Origin of the sequence: Polaribacter sp. Z014, assembly GCF_023555435.1 — a bacterium.
Classification (GTDB): Bacteria; Bacteroidota; Bacteroidia; order Flavobacteriales; family Flavobacteriaceae; genus Polaribacter.
In genome coordinates this window covers 233,056-255,175 of the sequence record NZ_JALCZP010000002.1, presented here as the reverse complement: position 1 = coordinate 255,175, position 22,120 = coordinate 233,056, and the positions used below count along the sequence as shown (strand labels likewise).

The window sequence follows — 22,120 nt, the reverse complement described above, 5'->3', positions numbered from 1 at the left end:
ATTTATTTTTATAAGTTTAATTTTGGCTTTTTGATCTTTCTAAAAGAACATTAAAATACTCTTGTGCCCAACCAAATGACCCATCTGGACGAATTAACCAATTACCTGCTAACTCCTCATATTTAAGAACTCTATCTTGTTTTTTAGATCCTTTTTTTGTGTCATTTGAATATAACTCCCAATAAAATATATAAGGTATTTTTTGCGCCAAATAAACGCCCATTATCACATCTGTAAAATTCTGAACATATTCTTTAGTTCTATTATTTCTGTTTTCATGCTCATTTATTTCACCAATAAATACAAATTTTTCACCTTTCATATAAGCTGTAGGATTCATATAATGTCTTAAATAATCAACCCCTTTATACATTTTTATGCCATCTTCAGATTTTCCATCATAAGCAGACCATGCTACCATATCTACTTTTACATGAGGTAAAACACTAGTTGTAATTGAAGGCATACTATGAAGAATACCATCATAAACTTTATTTACCTCAACTGCATTGTAAACTTTACATTTTGAATCCTGAAAATTATTTCGAGCTCGACTAACTCCTTTTTGGCGTGCCTTAACCCAATCAATCATATTTTTTACTCTTACTGGTGCATTTGGTGAAACTGAATCTTTTCGCCATTTGCTTTTTGCACTTGTCCCCCCTCGTAGCATCCAATCACCTTCCCAATTTGAAAGTATAAATGAGACTTCTCTGTCTTTATATTTAGTAAGAAAATGAGTTGTTAAATCATAAAATTCTTTTTCTACACGATTTAAGTTTTCTGTTTGATCTTCTGTAGATGCTTTTCCGTATCCATCTTTAATATTTAGAGCAAAAACTTTAAAGGGCATCTTAAAAACTTCATCATAATATTTATGATTAGCCAATTCTTTTAAGGTCATAGTTTGGGTTAAATTCCAATCTGAGTTGTATTTATAACCATGTGCTTGACCATTTGCTTTATAAAACCATAACTTTAAAATACCATATCCTAACTCTTGTACTTTTTTAGCACCTTCAATAATAAAAGGTTCATCTGTTAAATGATATTGTCCGTTTACATGAGTTGCTCCTAATCTATATTTTAAATTGGATGGAATTTTACCTCCTTTAGATGGTCTGTGCTTTTCAATCAATCCTAATATTTGTTCATCGGATAAATTATTTGACACAAAATCTTGCGCATTTACAAAATGCGTTAGTGTTAATAAGAATGATATGAAAATTACTTTCTTCATTTTAACTTGGTGGATAACAGAGTAAAATTTTTGATGCTATTTTTGATTTATAGGTAACTTCATTTATTGCTGCTGATAGAAAAATCTCATCACCTTGCTTAAATTCATATTCTTCTCCATTGCATAAAATAGTTCCTTCTCCATAATAAATAACTGCTACATAAAAACTATCATTTCCTTTTAAAGTATACTCACCATCTAAATCAAGTTCTTTCAAACCAAAGCAATCTGTATGCGTTTCGTTAAAAATTGAATTTAAATTATGATTATCTGATTTATCAATAACTTTAGGTGTTACTTTCCAAAGCTTCATCGCTTCTTCATATGAATAAAAATCATAGTGAAAACATTCTAGCATCATTTCTTCTCCTACACCTTGATGAATTAATTCATCAGAAATAGTTAAACCTTTTGGAGTTATTTTTTCAACTCTCATTGTATAATCTGTAGGTTCTTGAACTTCCATCAAGAAACAACCACTTCCAATAGCATGTGGTACACCACCATAAATCATAAATGCATCACCAGGTTTTACTTCAATTTTATGAAGGCAATTTAGCATCCCTTCAATATTTTGATTTAAAAAGTGTTCCTTCCAAATTGCCTTTGTAACGCCTTCTTTAAAGCCCATATAAACAACACTCTTTTCACCATCTATTTCTCTGTTGTTTAATACATACCAAGATTCCGTTTTTCCGAAATTAGAATTCAACTTCGTTTTTGCGTATTCTTTATCTGGATGTACTTGAATCGTTAATCGTTCATTTGAATCTAACATTTTGATTAAAACACCCGTAGTTCCAAATTTATCAGCTAACTTTTTCCCTAAGTAAAGTTCTTTATTAGACTCCACTAATTCTTTCAATGATTTTAAACCATTTGGCGTATTTAATAATGAGAGTCCTTCCTCTTCTGGGCGCCCTTTTCCTCTTGCAGTAATAGTAGACATAATCCATTCTTCTGGCATACTACCATCTTTTTCAGGAGTATCTCTTTTCCATTTATCAATTAAAGCTCCACCACCATAGGTGCGCCAAACTCTATTATTGACTTGTTTTAAAGGTACGTGTGCGATTTTTTGTAAATCTTCCATAATCTTAACTAAAAATTTGAATAACTCCTGTAATTCCTATAAACGAAGTGTATAATGAAAACAATAATATTAGTCCTAAAAAAGCATTCTCTAATGGTTTGTTTTTGTGAACTCCCATTAAATCCGCCCTATTACTCAAGTACATAATTCCTAAAACTGTAACAGGTAAAATAACAGCGTTAAAAACTTGTGAAACAACCATTACAAATATGGGTTGTGCATTAAAAACGGGTACTACTAAACCTAATAATGAAATTAAAAGAACCATTATTCTGTACTTAGGTAAAGTCATGTTTCTATCTGAATTGTTATAGTCACAGATTAACCAAGGCAACATTAAAATGTTTGGAAATTGAGAAGAAACACCTGCAGAAATAATACCGATTGCAAACAAAGATGTAGCGAAAGTTCCTGCTAACGGCTCTAATATGCTAATCATTTGAGATGCAGTTGATAAACCAATACCTTCAATAAAAAGTGTACCTGCAGCAGCTGCCATAATAGAAGCACTAATAATAAACATTAATACTACAGACACAATAGCATCATTACTTTGCTTTTTTAAATCCGTTATTTTCCAACCAGCTTCTTTTACTAAAGTTGTTCTAATGATAAATAAACCAGAAAAAACAGTGGTTCCTACCAAAGAAGCTATTATTAAAAACGGACTTTTATCTGCATCTAAACTTTCAGGTATATTTGGAATTAATCCTCTAATAATATCCATTGGAGGTGGCATCATGATAAAAAAGTTAAGCAAGAAACTTGCTGACATAATTGCCACAATTACAGCTAATGCTCTTTCAAAAAATTGCGTTTTTCCATTCCAAAAAATAAAATACACCATCGCTATAAAAGCAGATGCAAAATAGATTGGAGAAATACCTCCTTCAACAGCACCTTTAGACCATTCGAAACAAATATCTGATACGATACCCATTACGCCCATTACACTTCCACAGACACCTATGGTTAAGGCAACTATAAAAAAGATACCAACACCTGGGTGAATGTGTTTTCTAAAAGCTTGCAAAGCTGTTTCTCCTGTTACTAATGTAAACTTACCGTATAAGTTTATCATAAAATAGGTTGTTAAACAAGAAGCAATGACTGTCCAAAGTAGTGACATTCCGTATTCAGCTCCTGCTTTTGCCATGGTAGTCACACTACCTGTTCCGATATTTAAACCAAGTAAAAAGATACCCGGAAGAAATAAAGCCAACCATTTTGCAAACTTGCTTTTATTGGTTTGTTTCATAATTTTTATTTATTTTGTAGGTGTTACCGCTACTTTTTATTGATATCTAATTTTAATCCTTTTGTATTCCATCCTTCCAAATGCATTTCTACATTTTTGTTCTTTAAATACTTTTTATCAACCTTAATATTGATTGTTTTTACTTCGTTAGGAAGTAGAGAAACATAGTCATCGTCAAAATGAACCGGAAGAATACTTTCTCCAGTAACTTTATCTTTCAATTTGATTTTATTCAATAATGAAATGTTACCAGAGCTATTTGTTAATTTAATTTTAGCTGTATAAAAGTTATTTTCAGAAGACTCAACTATATTTAATTTAATATCAGCTTTCGGTAAATCATTTAGATCTAAACAATTTTTATTCTTGTTCTCTAACCAATAAAAGTTATCGCTTAATACCTTTCCTTTTCTTGTTAACTCCAATTTTAAATACAGTACTTTATCAGCCGGAGTATGTACTAATGGAAATGATGTTTTCACGGAAGTAGAAGTTATACTAATTGGCTTTTCTTGGCTCCAAACCACGTTTCCTTGAGCATCAAAAATGGTTGCTTTTATCGTCGCTTTCTTAATATCTTCTCTCGTGTTATTTGCTACACGAATTTCATTTCTGTCAATATCCCAAAAAGCATGAATGTTTGAAGATCCTTTCTTAACTGCAAAATAAGAAGCTGTATATTCTAAATAATGATCATATAATTGACAAATTAAAGAAGGCCACGCAGATTGACTCATCCATAAAATCATTCCACTTCCTTGCTTTGATTGAAGCGTTTCAAACATTGCCTTACCCGTTTCATAATTTAACAACTGCGCTTTGTTACTATAATCTACTGCACTTGTAGCTTTTCCGTACCTTTCCTCTAAATCATCTGTATACTTGTGTGATCTAGAATCTTGATAATTATGAACAGACCACATATCGCTAATTGGCCATAAATCTTTTTTAGGCATCATTTTACGTAAACTCTCAATCTCAGGGATCGCAATAATTCCGATCTCACTATGTAATGTTGCTCCTCTTCTTTTAAAATACCACTCTGGCGTTTTTACTTCATAAGGACCATAACCACTTAAAGTTCCTGCTGCAGAATTTTGAACATAATGACGCGTACCATCTAATAATTCTGTTTGCTTTTTCATAGCTTGATCATATTCTAATAAAGGAATCCCTTCATTACGACCACAGTAAAAAGCTAATGATGGGTGTTTACGTACCCATTTAATTTTATCCTTAGCGTTTTCCATAAACAAGTCTAAATTATTTGGATTTGGACCATTTTTAGGATTTGCTAACCAAAAATCATCAAATATTAAAACGCCATATTTATCACAAGCTTGGTAAAATTCTTCGTGATTTGTCATACCAATCCAGTTACGAATCATATTAAAATTAGCATCTTTATGTAATTTAACACGTAAATCATACCCAGCGTAATCCATACGCATCATTGCTTCTGGTAATCCCCAGTTTCCACCTTTCAGTAAAATTCTCGTATTATTACAGTAGATAAATAAAACACCCTCTTGTATTTTATACTCTAATTCACGAATACCATACTTGATGTTTTTCTTATCAGAAATCTTACCATCAACAATAAATTCTAAATCAAGATCTTGAAGTATTTGTTCTCCATACCCATTTGGCCACCAAAGTTTTGGCTTTTTTATAGACAATTTAGAGAACTTAGATTTGTCTAGAGTAACTGTCTTTGTTTCATTAGCAGCAACCGTTACAGCTACTTCTAATCTTATTTTACCATTTAACCTTGCAATTAATTTTCCATTAATCGCTTTTGAAGAAGAATTTTTAAGCTCTGTACTTATTGTTAAATCTGCTTTCTTTAAATCTTTTGATTGAAACTTTGTAGAAACCCATGGATCTTTTATAGAAATACTACCACCTACTCTAAAGTTTACATTATTCCAAATACCATTATTTCTACCTTTTATAATTGGCAACCAATTCCAACCAGCAGAAGCCAATGAAGTTGGACCATCAAGACCTAACATATCCCCATTTGAAATTCTAGATCCTAATTTCTTTTTTAAGATTTTAAATGTACCAGAAACCCAATTATCATTATGATGCACTAAAACAGCAATTGTATTAGGTTTGTCTAAATTAACAAAATCCGACACTTCATATTCTCCTCTAAGGAACCCACCTTCAATGCGGCCTAATTGTTTACCATTGATATAAATATCTGATTTATAGTTAATACCAGAGAAGTTTAAATATATTTTTTTGTTTGCTAATTCTGATGAAAATTGTACTTCAGTACGATACCAAAAATCGTTACCAGAAAAGAATTCATCAGAAATTTGATGCATATTGTCTCCATATAATGGATCTGGTAATGCACCAAAATTGTAATAATCTCCTAATATAGTTCCTGGCACTTTTGCAGGAATCCATTTTGTATCGTTATATCCAGTATTAGAAATTTCGGCTACACTCTCATTCACCATAGCGGTAGATTGTACACGCCATTTAGAATTGTTTAATGATAAATTATTTGCTGAAATTTGATTAACTTCTGAAAGCTTAAATCTGTTGTTATTTTGCCCAAGAACCACAACCTCATTTATAGAACAACCACGTACAGTATCATTTACATCAGAAATATCAATTCTTACAAACTGAACTTCCTTTCCTTGAAGATCTAAAACCTGATTTCCACCTGTACCATTATCTGTACTAAAAACCTCTTCTGATTTATGATCAGAAATTATAGAAATCGTATATTCTGTTGCAAAATTCACACCCCATTCAATAGTAAGAGTATTCGCCTTTTGTTTCGAATTTAAATCAATTAAAAGAAATTGGTTTTTATCCTTATAATGTGCTTCCCAATAGGTTTTTGAATTACCATCTACAACAAGATGCCCAGTTTGATTTGCATCAATTGAAGAAGAATGTGTAACAATACGATATTGTGCTATATTATTTTCTTGACTATATCCTTGTCTAGAAAAAATCAATGTAACCACAATACATAAACACATTTTAATCAACCACTTATGTTTTATATTTTTAATCATTTTATGTTTTATTAATTTAATTTCGTTCTTGTGTTTAGCTATTTTTTGAGTTGAGTTCTCCTACTGAATTAAAAATTCAGAAAAATTTTAAAAAATATGTTGATTTAACCTACTTTAGAAGTAAGTTTTAATTCTAGTTATACCCTGGATTTTGAGGAAACTCACCTGTTAAATTTGCATCAATAACACTTTGAGGAATTGGTAATAATTTATCTCTTTCTTGAATATTTTCCCCTCCGTTAAAATTATGCAACTTTGTTCTTTCTAACCACTTACCTGTTCTTAATAGTGTGTACCTTCTATGCTCCTCAAGAACTAATTCGCGAGAACGCTCGTCTAAAATAAAATCTATAGTTACATCAGCTGCAGTAATAGGTGTTGCATTAGATCTTTCTCTAATTATATTTAAAGTATTTTTTGCTCCTTCAAAATCATCATTCATAAATTGAGCTTCAGCTTTTAGAAGATAAGTATCTGCTAATCTTAAATATACCTGATCATTATATTGATAACCCGCAGTAATATCTGATTCATTTCCAGATTCGTATTTTCTACTAAAAGGCCAATCCAATCTATTTCTTGTTGCATTAGTAATTGGATTACTCCAGTCTAAATATATGATGTCACCATAATTATATCCTGCTGGTAGTTTATCAGCTACAGCTGGTACATTTTGTGAAGCATCTTTTAAAGTAAATTGTTTTCTTATAACATAGTTCGTAAATCTATCGTCTCCAGCTTCATAAAGATCCATTGCAAACTTAGTCAAAGACATTCTAGCTCTTGGTCTACCTCCTCTTTCAACAGTAAGTTCTAAAGGTGTAACACCTCCAATTTTTATATCATTATATCTACTAGTGTGCCAACGTCTCATGTTACTTCCTTCACCGCCAATTGTAGCAAACTCCCATTGCCAAACCCATAATGCTTCCGTATTTCCTTGCTCCCTATTACTATTTCCATCATGAAACATATCCATAAAAGCAACTCCTGGCTCACCAGACTTAACTCCATACCTTTGATTAATAAGTGAATAACCCTGTGTATTAATAACTTTATCAGCAAATATAATTGCCTCATCAGGATTATTTAAAAGTATATACAGCTCTGAAATATAGTGTTGTACAGCACCTTTACTAATTCTACCTGCTACTGGAGAAACTGGCACATACTTTTCAGCAAAAAGTAAATCTTCTTCCATTTGTAATCTTATTTCTGATACAGGAGTTCTTACCCAATCTGTTTTAATTGCTGCCCCATTAGATTCTTCTAAAGTTAAAGGAACATCTCCCCAAGTATAAGTTAAATGCCTATAAGCCCAAGCTCTTATTGCTCTAGATTCGCCTATAACACGATTTTTATTATTGGTATCACTCCCCCAATTTACATCCCCATTTTCAGCTCTTCCAATAATTGTGTTTGAAGAATTAATAACACTATAAAGCCATTCAAAATTTCCTTTAATTTCTGCATTAAAGGCATTGTTTGTTTCACCCCAAGGTTCAGCAACTCTACCCCATCCATCACGATGATTTGTACACATATTGTCTGTACCACTTACAAACATTTCTGCACGCATTCTATCCGCACTTCTATCACTATCATTAGTTGCTCTTCCTTCTCTCTCCATTCTTACTCTAGCATACAAACCATTTAATGCAGCCTCAAACCCTGCAATATCTAAGAATAATGAATTAGCTGTTACTATAGAAGGTGTTTTTTCATTAAGAATATCTTCTGAACAACTTGTAGTTATTAATATTAATAATGCTATGAATGTTATTTTATAATTTAAAGTTTTCATTTTATTCAGTTGTTTTTATTATAATCCAATATTTAATCCTAAAACATATTCTTTAACTTGAGGTGTAGATCTTTGACTCCCAAGTTCAGGATCTGTACCTGTCCAATCTGTAATTGTTACTAAATTTCTTCCTGTAACGTACAATTTCAATTTACTTAACTTCAATTTTTTTAATATCTCGTCTGATAAATCATATGACAAAGTGATATCTCTAAGTCTAACGAAGCTGGCGTCTTCATAACGTGTTGCTTGAAAACCTCCTTGAGAGCTCGCTAACTCATCATTAGCAAAAATTGTGTTTGTAGGGTTCGTTGGTGTCCACCAATCACGATTCACTGTATTTCGTCTCACTCCTTGATATACATCTGTATTCCAAAGATCATTTGATTTCGTATTTCCACTTACCCCAGTAATAAAGAAGTTTAATCCTATGTTTTTATAATTTAATGTATTTGTTAAACCCCATACTACTTTAGGATCTCTTTGACCTTGTACAACTCTATCATCTCCATTAATAACAAAATCTCCATTTACATCTTTAATTTTCACATAACCTGGTTGAGTGCCATATACAGCAGCTAAATCAGCTTCATCAGTTTGCCAAACGCCATCATATTGAAAACCATAATTTGTTGAAATAGGCTTTCCTATAAACCAATTATTATCAAGATCATCGATTTCATTTCCGTTTTCATCAAGATTACCATATAACGATACAATTTTATTTTTAACAAAGGCTATATTCCCTCTAGTAGACCAGGTAAAATTATCAGTTCTAATGTTGGTTGAACTAACGGATACTTCTATACCGCTATTATTTGTTTCACCAATGTTTTGCGTAATTTCAAATAACCCATGAACAGGTGATATAGATCTGTTCAATAATAAATCTGATGTATTAGTATTATAATAATTTATATCTCCAGTAATTCCATTTTTTAGTAAACCAAAATCTAGACCGATATTAAAAGACTCACTTGTTTCCCAACTTAAATTAGGATTACCTAAAGTAGAAGGTATATAACCCGGAGCAGTTGTATTACCAACAACATTATCGAAAACTCTAAACTTTGCTATACTTTGATAAGCACCTACAGCTTGGTTTCCATTTCTCCCCCAAGAACCTCTTAACTTTAAATTATTGATAATATCACTTTTAAAGAAATCTTCATTGGTAATATTCCAACCTAGAGCTACTGATGGGAAAGTACCCCATTTTTTTCCTTCTCCAAATCCAGAAAAACCATCACGTCTTACTGTAAACGTAAATAAATACTTATCATTAAAAGCATAATTTGCTCTAAACATTTGAGAAATAAGGTTTGTTTTTCTATACTCATATGAAGGTTCTATTAAAGAAGCTTGAGATGAGCCATACCAACCTAATATATCATTTGGATAACCTTCTGCGCTTAAACTATTGGTACTTCTTTCATTTTCTTCTGTACTATATACAGCTGTTAAACCTATTCTATGTTTTCCTAAATCTTTGTTATAAGAAAGTATGTTTTCTATGGTTGAACTTTTAATATATTGACGACTAACATCTGAAGAACCTTGCTTCTCAAAACCTTCCGTTGTATTTCTTCCACGATATGTTCCTGAATCAGTTGTTCTATATCTATACCCTGTATTTAATCTAAATTGCAGACCTTCAATAGAAGGTATTTCTATATTTAAAAAGTTATTAGTAACAATTTGAGTGGAAGTATTTGTGTTTTCCATATAAACCCCTTCTAAAGGATTACTCCAAAATGTATCTTCTTCCCATGGATAAATATTCAAACTACCATCATCATTATATGGCTTTGTTAAAGGATTCATCCAAAAAACATCTGAAAAATTAGCAGAATTACCACTTTGATCTCCAAAAGTTAAAGTACTGCGTGTTCCCAAAGTTAACCAGCTGTTTATTTTAGTATCTAAGTTAACCCTAGTAGAAATTCTTTGATAATTATCATTCTTTGCTATTCCTTTTACATCTAATAAATTAAAAGCAGTATAAAATTTTGTATTCTTTGAACCCCCAGAAACAGATAAGTTATGATTTTGACTAAAACCAGTACGCAAAGCTATATCAGGCCAAGAAACCCAAGATTTATTATCGTATATCTCTTGCTCTGAAACCGTAATTGCATCAGGATCTCTATCTTTTTTAAAGTTATAAAACTCTTCACCATCCATTAAGTTAGGTAAATTTGACAATTGTTGAATAGAAGAATACCCGTCATATTTAATAACCGTTTTACCTTCTACACCTCCTTTTGTTGTAATTAAAATAACTCCATTAGCTCCACGAGATCCATAGATTGCTGCAGAAGATGCATCTTTAAGAATTTCTAAAGATTTTACGTCATTTGGATTTATATCTCTAAGTTGACCTTGATATGGCACACCATCAACAACAACCAATGGTCCATTACTTGCTAAAATAGAATTTTTACCCCTAATTACAATTGAAGTATCATCATTACTCGGAGCTGCACCAGATGATAGCGTTGTTATTGAAATACCAGGAATTGCACCTTGAATGGCTTGTGAAATATCTACGTTTGGAACCGACTCTAATCTTTCTTGATCTAAAGATGCTACTGTACCCGTAATGTCACTTTTCTTTTGCGTACCATAACCTACAATAACAATTTCATCAAGAGAATTAATATCCTCTTCCATTATAACATTTATAGATTTTTTAAGTGACACATCTACTTCTAAAGTTTTATAACCTATAAAACGAAAGACTAATGTTGATACTTCTGGTACAGAAATTGAATAATTCCCGTCAAAGTCAGAGGCAACTCCTACAGTTGTTCCCTTAACCACAACACTAACACCTGGCAACGGTTCTCCTGATCTTGCTTTTATGACTCCACTAACCGTTGGGTTTTGAGAACTACATACCAGCGAATAGAACAAGAACAATAAAAGGTAATTTGATTTTGATAAAATTGAATAGAGCTTCATTATTGTTTAGTTAATTTAGTTTTTATATAAAATTAATTTTTCTGTAATTCTTATTTTCGAATTAATAATATTTTGATATCAATTTTCAATAAGACTGTTTATCCCAACAAATGTAAATGGACTATACATACTTTTTTCCTCTATATGTTTCATATTCTTTCAATTATAGCTCATAATTACAGACATGTTTCATGATGAAACATTTGTAATACAATAATTATAAAATTTTAAAAAAAATGTATCTATTATTTTTATATTAGCAATATACACATGATTAAAATGAGGATACTTCTATTTATATATATACTTTTTCTTTTACCAACTTCTTTCTATTCTCAAAATGCTCCTATTATTTCTTTAACAGAAGTTAGTCCAGAAGGAGGTGTTTCTATTACTTCTGTAATGTGTATAAGCGAAGATCATTTAGGCTTTATTTGGTTTGGAACCAATAATGGTTTGTTTAAATATAATTCTAACGAAATAAAACGATACAGCTATTCTCAATCGAACCCCAAAACCTTATCTACAAATAGGATAAACCAAATTTTAAGCAACAAAGATGGAGATTTACTAATAGCTACGGAGAAAGGTATCTGTAAATATGATCCCGTTTTTGATTCTTTTTCTAGGTTGTCAATAAAGAATAGTCAGAATAAATTAATAGGAGATAATATTGATGCCATAATTGAAACTACAGATGGTGATTATTGGTTTTTGGATCAAAAAGGTATTGCTCAACTAAATGGGAATCTCGATACAGCTGAATACATAAACATTCATAACAATAAATCTCGCCCACGATTATTATATAAAGATGACTCAAATAATATCTGGGTTGTATTTCAAGACGGAAAAGTATATTTCAAAACTAAGAATGCTACTAAATTTCAATTTTTTACGCAAAGTATATCTGGTTATCCAAGAACATTTTATTCAGACGATGAACATATTTGGATAGGTTATGATAAAAAAGGTTTGATGTGTTTTGACATAAACGGAAGCCTTTTAAATCATTATAACAAGCAAACAAACTTTTTAAGTAATCGTGTAAGAAGCATCATTAAATCTAAGGATGGTAAATTATGGGTAGGAACCTATGATGGTGTCGCTATCATGAATGATCTTGATGTTATTAAAGTGATTAACTCAGAAAACCATCCTAATTTACCGCATCAATCAATTTGGTCTCTATACAAAGACTCCAACAATATTATTTGGATTGGCACCTGGTTGGGAGGTTTAAGTTATCACAGTGAGTTTAAGAATTCTGTTACTCATTTTACCCAATCAAATAAAAACAAGTCTAAAAGTAACAATATTATAACCTCCTTTTCACCAGACCCAGATAATGATCATACCTGGATTGGTACTGAATTTGGTAGTCTCTTTAAATATAATCAAAAAGAAAATAAAACAGAAGAACTTGACGTTTTATACGATAACAAAAAAGTGAAAAACATTAAATCAATCGTATTTGATATCTATAATAGATTATGGGTAGGAACCCGTGATGATGGTATTTTATATAGAGCAAAAAACGATGAAAAATTCACGAAATTAATAACTCCCTTTAAGGTAGGTCTTCAAACCCTTAGTATGTTACCTGTTGAGAAAGGTATATGGATTAGTGATTACCAACAAGGTGTTTTTTATTATTCTTTCGTGGATAAAACGTTTAAACAATACAAACACAACCCTTTAGTTAAAACTTCTATCTCTAATAATCATATTAGAAAAATGATAAAAGATAGAAAAGGAAATTTGTGGTTTGCTACTGAAAAAGGATTAAATTTATTAAAGAAAAATTCTGATGAATTTATAAGGTTCTTACACTCTGAAACTGATCCAAATAGTTTATCTACAGATTATATTTATTCGGTATTTGAAGATGTTAAGGGTAATATTTGGATAGGAACAAATGGTGGAGGTTTAGATAAGTTAACTTTAAAAAGCAAGAAGTTTGAACACTACTCCACAAAAAACAACTTACCCGGTAATGACATCTATACCATTTTAGAAGATATTAATTCTAATTTATGGTTAGCCACAGATAATGGTATTTGCAAGTATTATCCAGATGAAAACAAAGCAATAACATTTGGCCATATTGAAGGTATTCATAACAATAGATTCACGCCAAATGCAGGTCTAATCTCTAAAAACGGACTCATGTTTTTTGGAGGTTCAAATGGTTTTATTTATTTTAGACCCGATGATATATTAATTAGAAATACCATTAAACCTAAAGCCATTATTACTAATTTCTATGTTAGTAATAAAGAAGTGGTTCCTGGACAAGAAAATAAAATCTTAACATCAAATATTAACATTTCTAAATCAATTAAATTAGATCATAATCAGAATTCTTTTAGTTTTAGACTTACTGCAAATAATTATATAGATCCCGATAAAAATCACTTTAAATATCGTCTTTTAAACTTTGATGAAAATTGGGTAGAAACAGATATAAATGGTCCGGCAATATTCACAAATGTACCCTCTGGAAGTTATACTTTTGAAGTTTTAGCCTCAAACAATGATGATATCTGGAATGAAATTCCAACCACGGTACAAATAAAAATTGCACAACCTTTTTGGACACGTTGGTATGCTTTTATGGTGTATTTTTTATTCACACTGATTCTAATACTATTTGTACGAAAACAAGCCCAAAATCGTCAAAAACTAAAAAATCAGATTCAAATAGAGAAAATAAAAAACGAAAGTGAAGAAAGTTTACATCAAATAAAACTACAATTTTTCACAAATATAACACACGAGTTTAGAACACCGCTTACTTTAATATTAGGGCCTGTTAAAAGGTTACTAAATAATTTTGAAAAAACCGACCCTGTTTTTAGTCAATTGAATCTTATAAAAAACAATTCTGAAAGACTTTTAAGATTGATCAATCAAATTTTAGATTTCAGAAAAATTGAAGCAGGAAAATTAAAGTTAAGTCTGATTAACAGTGACATTGTTTCTTTTACAAAAAACATTTTTGATTGTTTTACAGAACACGCAAAACATAGAAGTTTTATCTATAACTTTAAATCTGACATACAATCACTTAGAATGGATTTTGATCCAGAAAAACTGGATAAAATCATTTTTAATATTCTTTCAAATGCATTTAAGTATTGTACAGATGATTCTACTGTAGAAATAAAAATAAAATACAATTCAAAAACCGATATAGAATTTATTAATTATAATGAATTTACAATTGGAGACCCTAATATTAAAAACTTTGTTGAAATATCTATATCGGATACCGGTGTTGGTATCTCTAAAGAGAATCTTTCAAATATATTTAAACGGTTTTATCATAAGGATAGCAAAGATAGCCAAGGCACAGGGATTGGTTTAGATTTAACGAAAGAGTACATTAACTTACATAATGCAAGTTTAAAAGTCGTTTCCGTTGAAAATAAAGGCACTATTTTTAGCATTATAATTCCTTGTGAACAATTAGATATTAATGAAACAAACACTAATTCAGAAACCTATATTAATGAAGTACCGAAAGCTGATTTAATAGAACTTGAAGAAAAGGTTGAAAAATCGGAAATTTACAATCAAGATTCATTAATTCTTATTGTTGAAGACAACATTGAATTACTAAATTATTTAAGTAATGTGTTGGGTAATTATTTTAAAATTTCAAAGGCAAAAAACGGAGTTGAAGCTTTAGAGCAAGTCCATTCTCTTTTTCCTGACATTATTGTTTCTGATATTATGATGCCGGAAATGGATGGAATAGAACTTTGTGAAACCATAAAAAAAGATATAAGAACAAGTCATATTCCAATAATCTTGTTAACTGCATTAGAAAGTGTAAAGAATAGAATTTCGGGATTAACCTCTGGAGCAGATGCTTATCTTTCTAAACCTTTCGACGATAACCTTTTAATTACCCAAATTATTAATTTATTAGAATCTAGAAAAAACCTGAGAGAATCATTTGTTAATATTAATGAAGTTTGGGAAGAGAAAGTAGATCAAATGGATATTGATAAGAAGCTTATTTTAAAGGCTGTTGAGGTTATTGAATCTAATATTTCTAATGCAAGTTTTACTGTTGAAACCTTAGCAAGTGAATTAGGATTGAGTAGAACTACTTTACATAGAAAACTAAAATCTTTAACAAATCAATCAGCTACTGAGTTTATTAGATATGAAAGATTAAAACATGCCGTTATACTCATGAAGAGCGGAAGTTATAGAATGAACGAAATTGGTTTTGCTGTTGGTTTTAATTCTCATAATTACTTTACAACTTCGTTTAAAAAACATTACGGAATGACGCCAAGTGAGTTTTTAAAAAGAAATACCTATAACAAATAGTTGTTATAGGTATTTCTTTTTCTATTTATTATCATTATTTTAATTATAATGAACGTCTAATTCCGATTTCTAATCCACGTAATTCTGCTAAACCACGTAAACGTCCAATTCCTGAATAACCAGGATTTGTTTTCTTTTTTAAATCGTCTAACATCTTATGACCATGATCTGGTCTAAAAGGCATTCTAAGATCTTTTCTTCCTGCAGCAATACGTTTTTGTTGTTCTAAAATCAACGCCTTCATAACAGCATACATATCTACATCTCCATCTAAATGATCTGCTTCGTGGAAATTCCCTTCTGCATCTCTTTTAGTTGCTCTTAAATGAATAAAGTGGATTCTATCACCCAAACGTTCTACCATTCCTGCTAAATCATTATCTGCTCTTACTCCAAAAGAACCAGTACAGAATGTTAATCCGTTATTATGAGAAGGAACAGCTTCATATAAATCTACAATATCTTGCTCTGTTGATACTACTCTTGGTAAACCTAAAATAGGAAAAGGAGGATCATCAGGGTGAATACACATTAAAACCCCTGCTTGTTCTGCTGCAGGAATAATTTCTGATAAAAACGAAAATAAATTTGCTTTCAATTCCTTTGGGCCAACATTGTTATAGGTTGCCAAAATAGCATTAAATTCTTCTAAAGAATATCCTTCTTCAGCTCCAGGTAAACCTGCAATAATGTTTCTGATTAAGGTTTTTTGTTCCGCTGCTGATGAATTCTTTAAAAATGCTGCAGCTTTTTGTTTTTGAGCATCCGAATATTCGTTTTCTGCTCCAGGTCTTTTTAACAAGTACAATTCAAAAGCGGCAAATGCTGCTGCTTCAAAACGTAATGCTGTAGATTGATCTGAAACTTCGTAATCTAAGTTTGTACGTGTCCAATCTAATACTGGCATAAAGTTGTAACAAACAATATCAATTGCACATTCACCTAAATTTAAAAGCGTTTGTTTGTAATTATCAATATACAATTGATAATCTCCAGATTTTGTTTTTATGTTTTCATGAATTGGTACAGATTCTACTACAGACCAAGTCAAACCAACACTTTCAATAATATCTTTTCTTTTTTGAATTTCTTCTACAGTCCAAACTTCTCCATTTGGAATGTGATGTAACGCAGAAACAACTCCTGTTGCACCTGATTGTTTTATATCTGATAAAGAAACGGGGTCATTTGGTCCGTACCAACGCCAAGTTTGTTCTAAATTTTGTCTCATTTTATTTTTTTTTAAACGCCACTATACGCTGCAAACCCACCATCAATAGGGATTACAATTCCTGTTACAAAAGAAGATGCATCATCACATAAATATAAAGTTGTGCTTATTAAATCTTCAGGTTTACCATAACGCTCCATTGGAGTTTGATCTATAATTTGCTGTCCTCTTTTAGTTAAACTTCCATCAGATTCTGTTAATAAACTTCTGTTTTGATCTGTTAAGAAAAAACCAGGAGCTAATGCATTAACACGGATTCCTACTTTAGAAAAATGTACAGCTAACCATTGTGTGAAATTAGAAACAGCCGCTTTTGCGCCACTATAAGCTGGTATTTTTGTTAGAGGTGTAAATGCGTTCATTGAAGAAATATTCAGTACAGAACAACCTTTTCTACCTACCATATCTGTTGCAAAAACTTGTGTAGGAATTAATGTTCCTAAGAAGTTAAGGTTGAATGTAAACTCTATTCCTTTTGGATCTAAATCGAAAAAAGTTTTAAAACCTTCTGTTTTGTTTGATAAGTCTTCTAGTACTAAAAACGGATTAGAAGTTGTTCCTAAAGGATGATTTCCTCCAGCTCCATTTACTAAAATATCAACTTTACCAAAAGTATCATTTACTATTTCTTTTGCTTTTTCTAAAGAATCTTTTTCCAATACATTTGCTGCAACACCAATTGCATTTCCTCCAGCAGTATTAATTTCATTAGCAACTTTATCTGCGGCATCTTTTCTTAAATCTAAAACAGCTACACTGTTCCCTTCCTTAGCAAGTGCTATAGCTAATGTGCTACATAAAACTCCTCCCGCTCCTGTTAATACTACTACTTTACTCATTATAATATTTTTATGTTTTTATTCCTAATTAGTGACTCTACTTAAAAATCGAATTATGTCACCCCTTTATTATTTCACAAAGGTATAACTCACGTTACTAATGATTTTCATGTATTGTTTCAATCTATACTAAAATTGTATCATGTTTGTTTTTATGTTTCACATTGAAACATGTTTGTTATAATTTTAATACTAAATTAGGAGATAAAACAGACACCTTATTTTATAATTGAATTCAATTATAAAAACTAGTTAGTTGACATTAGTGTTAAAATCAAACAAAAGAATAGCACAATACTTTCTTCTAAGAGGCTTTTATATTTAAAAGTTGAATTCTTTAGATAAAAAAGAACCTATTAACTCTTAATCCAAATTAATAAATCATAATTCTAAGGAATATTATAAATTTAACGAACCTAATAATTAATTTAATCGGCTCATGAATTATAATTGGCAACAAAAATATTGAACTCATTTCTCTTATAATATAGAAGAGTTAGAAGACAAATTATATGTTTTTGTTCAAAAAACAGGACTAGTTAAGTAATAATAAAAGGCTTATCAAAAAAATCACACACACAAACTACAATTAATATTTTGGCCTCTGAAGCTATTAAAACTTCAGAAATTGAAAGAGAATATTTAAGTAGAAAAGATGTAATGTCTTCCGTTAGAAACAACCTTAAAATAAGCACTTCATACGAGAACGTAAAAGATATTAAAGCCAAAGAAATTGGAGAGCTTGTTACCATGGTTCAGAACACATTCAAAGAAATGCTATTTGATTAGCATCGCAAACTATTACAGGACGTGAAGAATATTAAAGTTAGGGAATGGAGAACTCATCAAGAACCTATGCAAGTCATTTCTGGAGCAATGGGAAGGAAAAAAAATCATTTTGAAGTTCCTCCTTCAAAAGACCTACCTAAAGAAATGGAGCAATTTATAAATTGATTTAATGACTCTGCTCCTAATGAAAAAAACTATAAAACACTTAGCCATTAGAGCTGCTGTTACTCATTTATATTTTGAAAGCATTCATCCTTTTGAAGATGTTAATGGAAGAGTTGGAAGAGCTATTGCAGAAAAAGCACTTTTACAAACTATAAGTAGCCTTTATTAATTATTCTTTCTACAAGTATAGAAAAAGAAAAAAAGCAATATTATGGTTCTTTAGAAATAGTAAAAATAAACAATCAAATAACTAATTGACTTTATTGATTTAATACTTGATGCGCTAGATTTATCTGAATCTATTATTGATTCTACGCTGAAAAAACGAATCTTTTCGATACCTATAAATCGAAATTAAATGATAGACAATTAAAAGTAATTAAACGGATGTTAGCAGGAGTAATTGATGGATTTGAAGAAGGCATTACCAATAAAAAGTTTATTAGTATTACTAAAACTTCTAAAGCTACTGCTACCCGTGATTTACAAAATTTATTAGAAATGAATGTTTTAAAACTATTAGGCAAAGGACCTAATACTTCTTATCAAATCAATTTCGACAAAATATAATTAATGTATAAAATTTATATTTGTCGTACTTTTATCCACTAAACAACAGCTAAAAGAAAATAAAAGTGTACAGCTTTAGTACACCTAAACTGCTACAAACCCAATAGAATATAGGATTATTACATATTGTATTGGCAAATAGATTTGTTTTCCTTTAGTGGTATTTTGGTTTCTATTGTTAGTTATTTATCAATTCAATTTCTACTTCTTCTACAGAACTCCCTTTGGTTTCAGTTAATATTTTAAATATAAAAAAAAAGATTGGAATCGAAATTGAAAAACGTTTTTAATATCATTATTTAAATAAAAAAGGGATGCTAGAATAGCATCCCTTTTAAACTAAAAAAATATAAATTATTCTTTAATAAATTTTGCTGTTGCAAATACGTTATTTACAGAATACTTAATTAAGTAAATTCCAGAAGATAAATTAGAAACATCAATAGACTCGCTGTTTTTATTGATTTCTAAACTCATTATTTGTTTACCCAATAAATTATAGATCGCTGCATTTTTAATTGTGTTTTGAGCTGAAATATTTAATCTATTTTTAGTTGGATTAGGATACATAGAAACTTTTGACAATTCATTATCATTTACACCTGCTGTTGCAGAATTAAATAAAACAACATCATCAATATAAAAAGTAAAATTTGCAGAACCATCACCTTCTGTTCCATTATCAAAAATTATTACAAACTTATCATAAGTATTCGCTTTATTAATTGATGTATAATCAAAAGTTAAAGTTTCCCAAGTATTTTCCATTGTTGTTGCTACTTCTTTTTCGAAAAAAATTGTCCCATTTCCTGAATCTTCTACTTTTAATAAAACTTTTGCTCCTACTCTTGGAGAAAAAACTTTCATTGTAAACATGTCGTTATTTGCAAAATCCATTCCAGCACTCATATTAAGAGAACTTCCTCCCCAAGGTTGACCTGCACTTTTAACCATTTTACCAACATTTTCAGAACTATTATCTGCATTATTATGAGGGTTTGCTAATGTTGTTACAGCTCCTCCATCAAAATCACCCCATGTAGTTGCGCTTTCAAAATCTAGAGGTAAAGCTACTGTAGGAATTACAACACCCGAACTAGATAAAGCGATATCATCTAAATAGAAAGTAAAATTTGCCGAACCATCTCCTTCTGTTCCATTATCAAATATTAATACAAACTTATCATAAGTATTCGTTTTACTAATTGCAGCATAATCAAAAGTTAAAGTTTCCCAAGTATTTGTAACTGTAGTTTCTACTTCTTTTTCGAAAAAAGTTCCAGCATCTGAAGAGTTTTCTACTTTTAATAGCACTTTTGCTCCTGCTCTTGGCGAATATACTTTCATTGTAAACATATCGTTATTTGCAAAATCCATACCTGAACTTAAGGCAATAGAACTTCCTCCCCAAGGTTGACCTGCACTTTTAACCATTTTACCAACATTTGTAGAAGTATTATCTGCATTATTATGAGGATTCGTTTCTGTTGTTACAGCACCTCCATCAAAATCTACCCAAGTAGTTTCACTTTCAAAATCTATTGGTAATGTTGCTGTACCCGCAACAGGAATTTCTGGAGCATCTGTTAACTTTTCTGCATTAAATTTAATATTATCAATATAAATGGTGCTTCCTTCTGCTCTATCTGGCATATTTTGAGTCCAATCCGCAAAAATAACCATTTGACTTATGTTTGATAAATCTCCATTAGGATTTATACCAGAAAGGTCAAACGTTAAAGTTTGCCATTCATCAACAACTGTATTACCAACATTCTGATTAGAGATTTCAAAGGTAGTTCCTCCAGCATTTGTTCCCATTTTAATACCTACAGTACCTATATAGTTTTTATGTACGTCCATAGTAAGAGTTAAATTATTTGGTACACTCATATCTAATTTCCAAGTACCAAATTTTGAATCTTCCCATTTATTATTAACACCTGCATAGAAAGCATTTCCGGGTCCAACAACCACTTTCATTACTTTAGAAGCTGTTGCATTTACACCATCTAAATCTGGGTTATCTACAACCTCTGCAGGTGCAGGACTATTATCAAAAGTAAACCAATTTGCAGCTATTCCTGATTGAGTTCCTTCCTCAAAATCTAAATGATACTCTTGTTGTTGTGCGAATCCTAAAGAAGAAATCAAAAGGATCATTAGTAAGGTAATTTTTTTCATAATTGTTTGTGTTTTTAAAGTTATGCAACAATATTAACTTTAATATATTCTATTTTAACCTTTATTACCACGACAAAAAACATACAACTAGAGATATTTTATGTTTTAAGTTTAAGAACCAATGATAGCAATCCTTAACAACGTTTTTATTTTACTTTAATTTATTAGTTATTAAGCAGATATAGTTATTTGTATAGGTAATGTATAGCACGAAAAACATAAGTAGTGTTCCATTTTTGTTAGGTATTGTTTTAAACCAAAATAAAACGAACAATTTTGACAATACACAAAACAAATATTTTATATTTCGATAGCTTAATTACTTTTATAGGTGTTTAAAAAACCCTTTTATTCTCTTAATAATTCCTTCTTAAGTTAAGCGCTATTAAGTATTATGACTAACTATAGGAACTGCACTAAAAGTATAAGTGCATTAACCATAATTTTACATCAATAAACATTAAAACAATAGCTTAAATTCGTTTCTCTGTAACGAATACCTGTCAACTAAAAAACGCTACAAATAGTTAATATTTATAGCGTTTTAAAAAAAATATTTAAATTAAAAAGGGACTTAATTATTTCTTAA

The 22,120-nt window shown here is 30.5% G+C and carries 13 protein-coding genes; 4 read left to right on the top strand and 9 right to left on the bottom strand.

What is annotated here, in order from left to right:
- Positions 1-16 precede the first annotated feature (16 nt).
- The 6 genes from MPF19_RS04355 to MPF19_RS04330 form a co-directional block, all read right to left on the bottom strand.
- Positions 17-1,240 carry a hypothetical protein gene (locus tag MPF19_RS04355; protein WP_208889478.1) on the bottom strand — a complete coding sequence of 408 codons (1,224 nt, stop codon included), beginning with the start codon at positions 1,238-1,240 and terminating at the stop codon, positions 17-19.
- 1 nt (position 1,241) lies between these two features.
- Positions 1,242-2,333, bottom strand: a complete 1,092-nt coding sequence (locus tag MPF19_RS04350; RefSeq protein WP_249986938.1) for a type I phosphomannose isomerase catalytic subunit — start codon at positions 2,331-2,333, stop codon at positions 1,242-1,244.
- Between the two features lie 4 nt (positions 2,334-2,337).
- On the bottom strand, positions 2,338-3,591 hold the full coding sequence (locus tag MPF19_RS04345; RefSeq protein ID WP_208889480.1) for an Nramp family divalent metal transporter: 1,254 nt from the start codon (positions 3,589-3,591) through the stop codon (positions 2,338-2,340).
- Positions 3,592-3,620: 29 nt separating this feature from the next.
- Positions 3,621-6,638, bottom strand: a complete 3,018-nt coding sequence (locus tag MPF19_RS04340) for a glycosyl hydrolase 2 galactose-binding domain-containing protein (protein WP_249986937.1) — start codon at positions 6,636-6,638, stop codon at positions 3,621-3,623.
- Positions 6,639-6,771: 133 nt separating this feature from the next.
- Positions 6,772-8,442 (bottom strand): RagB/SusD family nutrient uptake outer membrane protein, encoded by a 1,671-nt coding sequence (locus MPF19_RS04335; protein ID WP_249986936.1) that lies wholly within the window; start codon positions 8,440-8,442, stop codon positions 6,772-6,774.
- Between the two features lie 18 nt (positions 8,443-8,460).
- Positions 8,461-11,406, bottom strand: a complete 2,946-nt coding sequence (locus tag MPF19_RS04330; protein ID WP_208889483.1) for a SusC/RagA family TonB-linked outer membrane protein — start codon at positions 11,404-11,406, stop codon at positions 8,461-8,463.
- Between the two features lie 279 nt (positions 11,407-11,685).
- Here MPF19_RS04330 and MPF19_RS04325 point away from each other — a divergent pair, with 279 nt between their 5' ends.
- Positions 11,686-15,753 (top strand): hybrid sensor histidine kinase/response regulator transcription factor, encoded by a 4,068-nt coding sequence (locus MPF19_RS04325; RefSeq protein WP_249986935.1) that lies wholly within the window; start codon positions 11,686-11,688, stop codon positions 15,751-15,753.
- A 43-nt stretch (positions 15,754-15,796) separates the two neighbouring features.
- Here MPF19_RS04325 and uxuA read toward each other — a convergent pair whose 3' ends face one another.
- A complete protein-coding gene (uxuA, locus tag MPF19_RS04320; protein WP_249986934.1) occupies positions 15,797-16,984 on the bottom strand; it encodes a mannonate dehydratase in 1,188 nt (395 codons plus the stop codon).
- Positions 16,985-16,995: 11 nt separating this feature from the next.
- Positions 16,996-17,823 (bottom strand): SDR family oxidoreductase, encoded by an 828-nt coding sequence (locus MPF19_RS04315; RefSeq protein ID WP_208889486.1) that lies wholly within the window; start codon positions 17,821-17,823, stop codon positions 16,996-16,998.
- 546 nt (positions 17,824-18,369) lie between these two features.
- Between MPF19_RS04315 and MPF19_RS04310 the strand changes: the two genes are divergently transcribed.
- The 3 genes from MPF19_RS04310 to MPF19_RS04300 all read left to right on the top strand — a co-directional run bounded on the left by MPF19_RS04310 (position 18,370) and on the right by MPF19_RS04300 (position 19,347).
- Positions 18,370-18,612 (top strand): DUF4172 domain-containing protein, encoded by a 243-nt coding sequence (locus MPF19_RS04310; protein ID WP_208891246.1) that lies wholly within the window; start codon positions 18,370-18,372, stop codon positions 18,610-18,612.
- Positions 18,613-18,796: 184 nt separating this feature from the next.
- Positions 18,797-18,946 (top strand): Fic family protein, encoded by a 150-nt coding sequence (locus MPF19_RS04305; RefSeq protein ID WP_208889487.1) that lies wholly within the window; start codon positions 18,797-18,799, stop codon positions 18,944-18,946.
- A gap of 218 nt (positions 18,947-19,164) precedes the next feature.
- Complete coding sequence (locus MPF19_RS04300; protein ID WP_208889488.1) at positions 19,165-19,347, top strand: hypothetical protein; 183 nt, start codon at positions 19,165-19,167, stop codon at positions 19,345-19,347.
- Positions 19,348-19,701: 354 nt separating this feature from the next.
- Here MPF19_RS04300 and MPF19_RS04295 read toward each other — a convergent pair whose 3' ends face one another.
- A complete protein-coding gene (locus MPF19_RS04295) occupies positions 19,702-21,531 on the bottom strand; it encodes a T9SS type A sorting domain-containing protein (protein WP_249986933.1) in 1,830 nt (609 codons plus the stop codon).
- Positions 21,532-22,120: the final 589 nt, after the last annotated feature.

Coding starts and splice junctions, on each gene's coding strand:
- MPF19_RS04355 (WP_208889478.1), bottom strand. CDS start 1,240: ATGAAGAAAGTAATTTTCATATCATTCTTATTAACACTAACGCATTTT.
- MPF19_RS04350 (WP_249986938.1), bottom strand. CDS start 2,333: ATGGAAGATTTACAAAAAATCGCACACGTACCTTTAAAACAAGTCAAT.
- MPF19_RS04345 (WP_208889480.1), bottom strand. CDS start 3,591: ATGAAACAAACCAATAAAAGCAAGTTTGCAAAATGGTTGGCTTTATTT.
- MPF19_RS04340 (WP_249986937.1), bottom strand. CDS start 6,638: ATGATTAAAAATATAAAACATAAGTGGTTGATTAAAATGTGTTTATGT.
- MPF19_RS04335 (WP_249986936.1), bottom strand. CDS start 8,442: ATGAAAACTTTAAATTATAAAATAACATTCATAGCATTATTAATATTA.
- MPF19_RS04330 (WP_208889483.1), bottom strand. CDS start 11,406: ATGAAGCTCTATTCAATTTTATCAAAATCAAATTACCTTTTATTGTTC.
- MPF19_RS04325 (WP_249986935.1), top strand. CDS start 11,686: ATGAGGATACTTCTATTTATATATATACTTTTTCTTTTACCAACTTCT.
- uxuA (WP_249986934.1), bottom strand. CDS start 16,984: ATGAGACAAAATTTAGAACAAACTTGGCGTTGGTACGGACCAAATGAC.
- MPF19_RS04315 (WP_208889486.1), bottom strand. CDS start 17,823: ATGAGTAAAGTAGTAGTATTAACAGGAGCGGGAGGAGTTTTATGTAGC.
- MPF19_RS04305 (WP_208889487.1), top strand. CDS start 18,797: ATGAAAAAAACTATAAAACACTTAGCCATTAGAGCTGCTGTTACTCAT.
- MPF19_RS04300 (WP_208889488.1), top strand. CDS start 19,165: ATGTTAGCAGGAGTAATTGATGGATTTGAAGAAGGCATTACCAATAAA.
- MPF19_RS04295 (WP_249986933.1), bottom strand. CDS start 21,531: ATGAAAAAAATTACCTTACTAATGATCCTTTTGATTTCTTCTTTAGGA.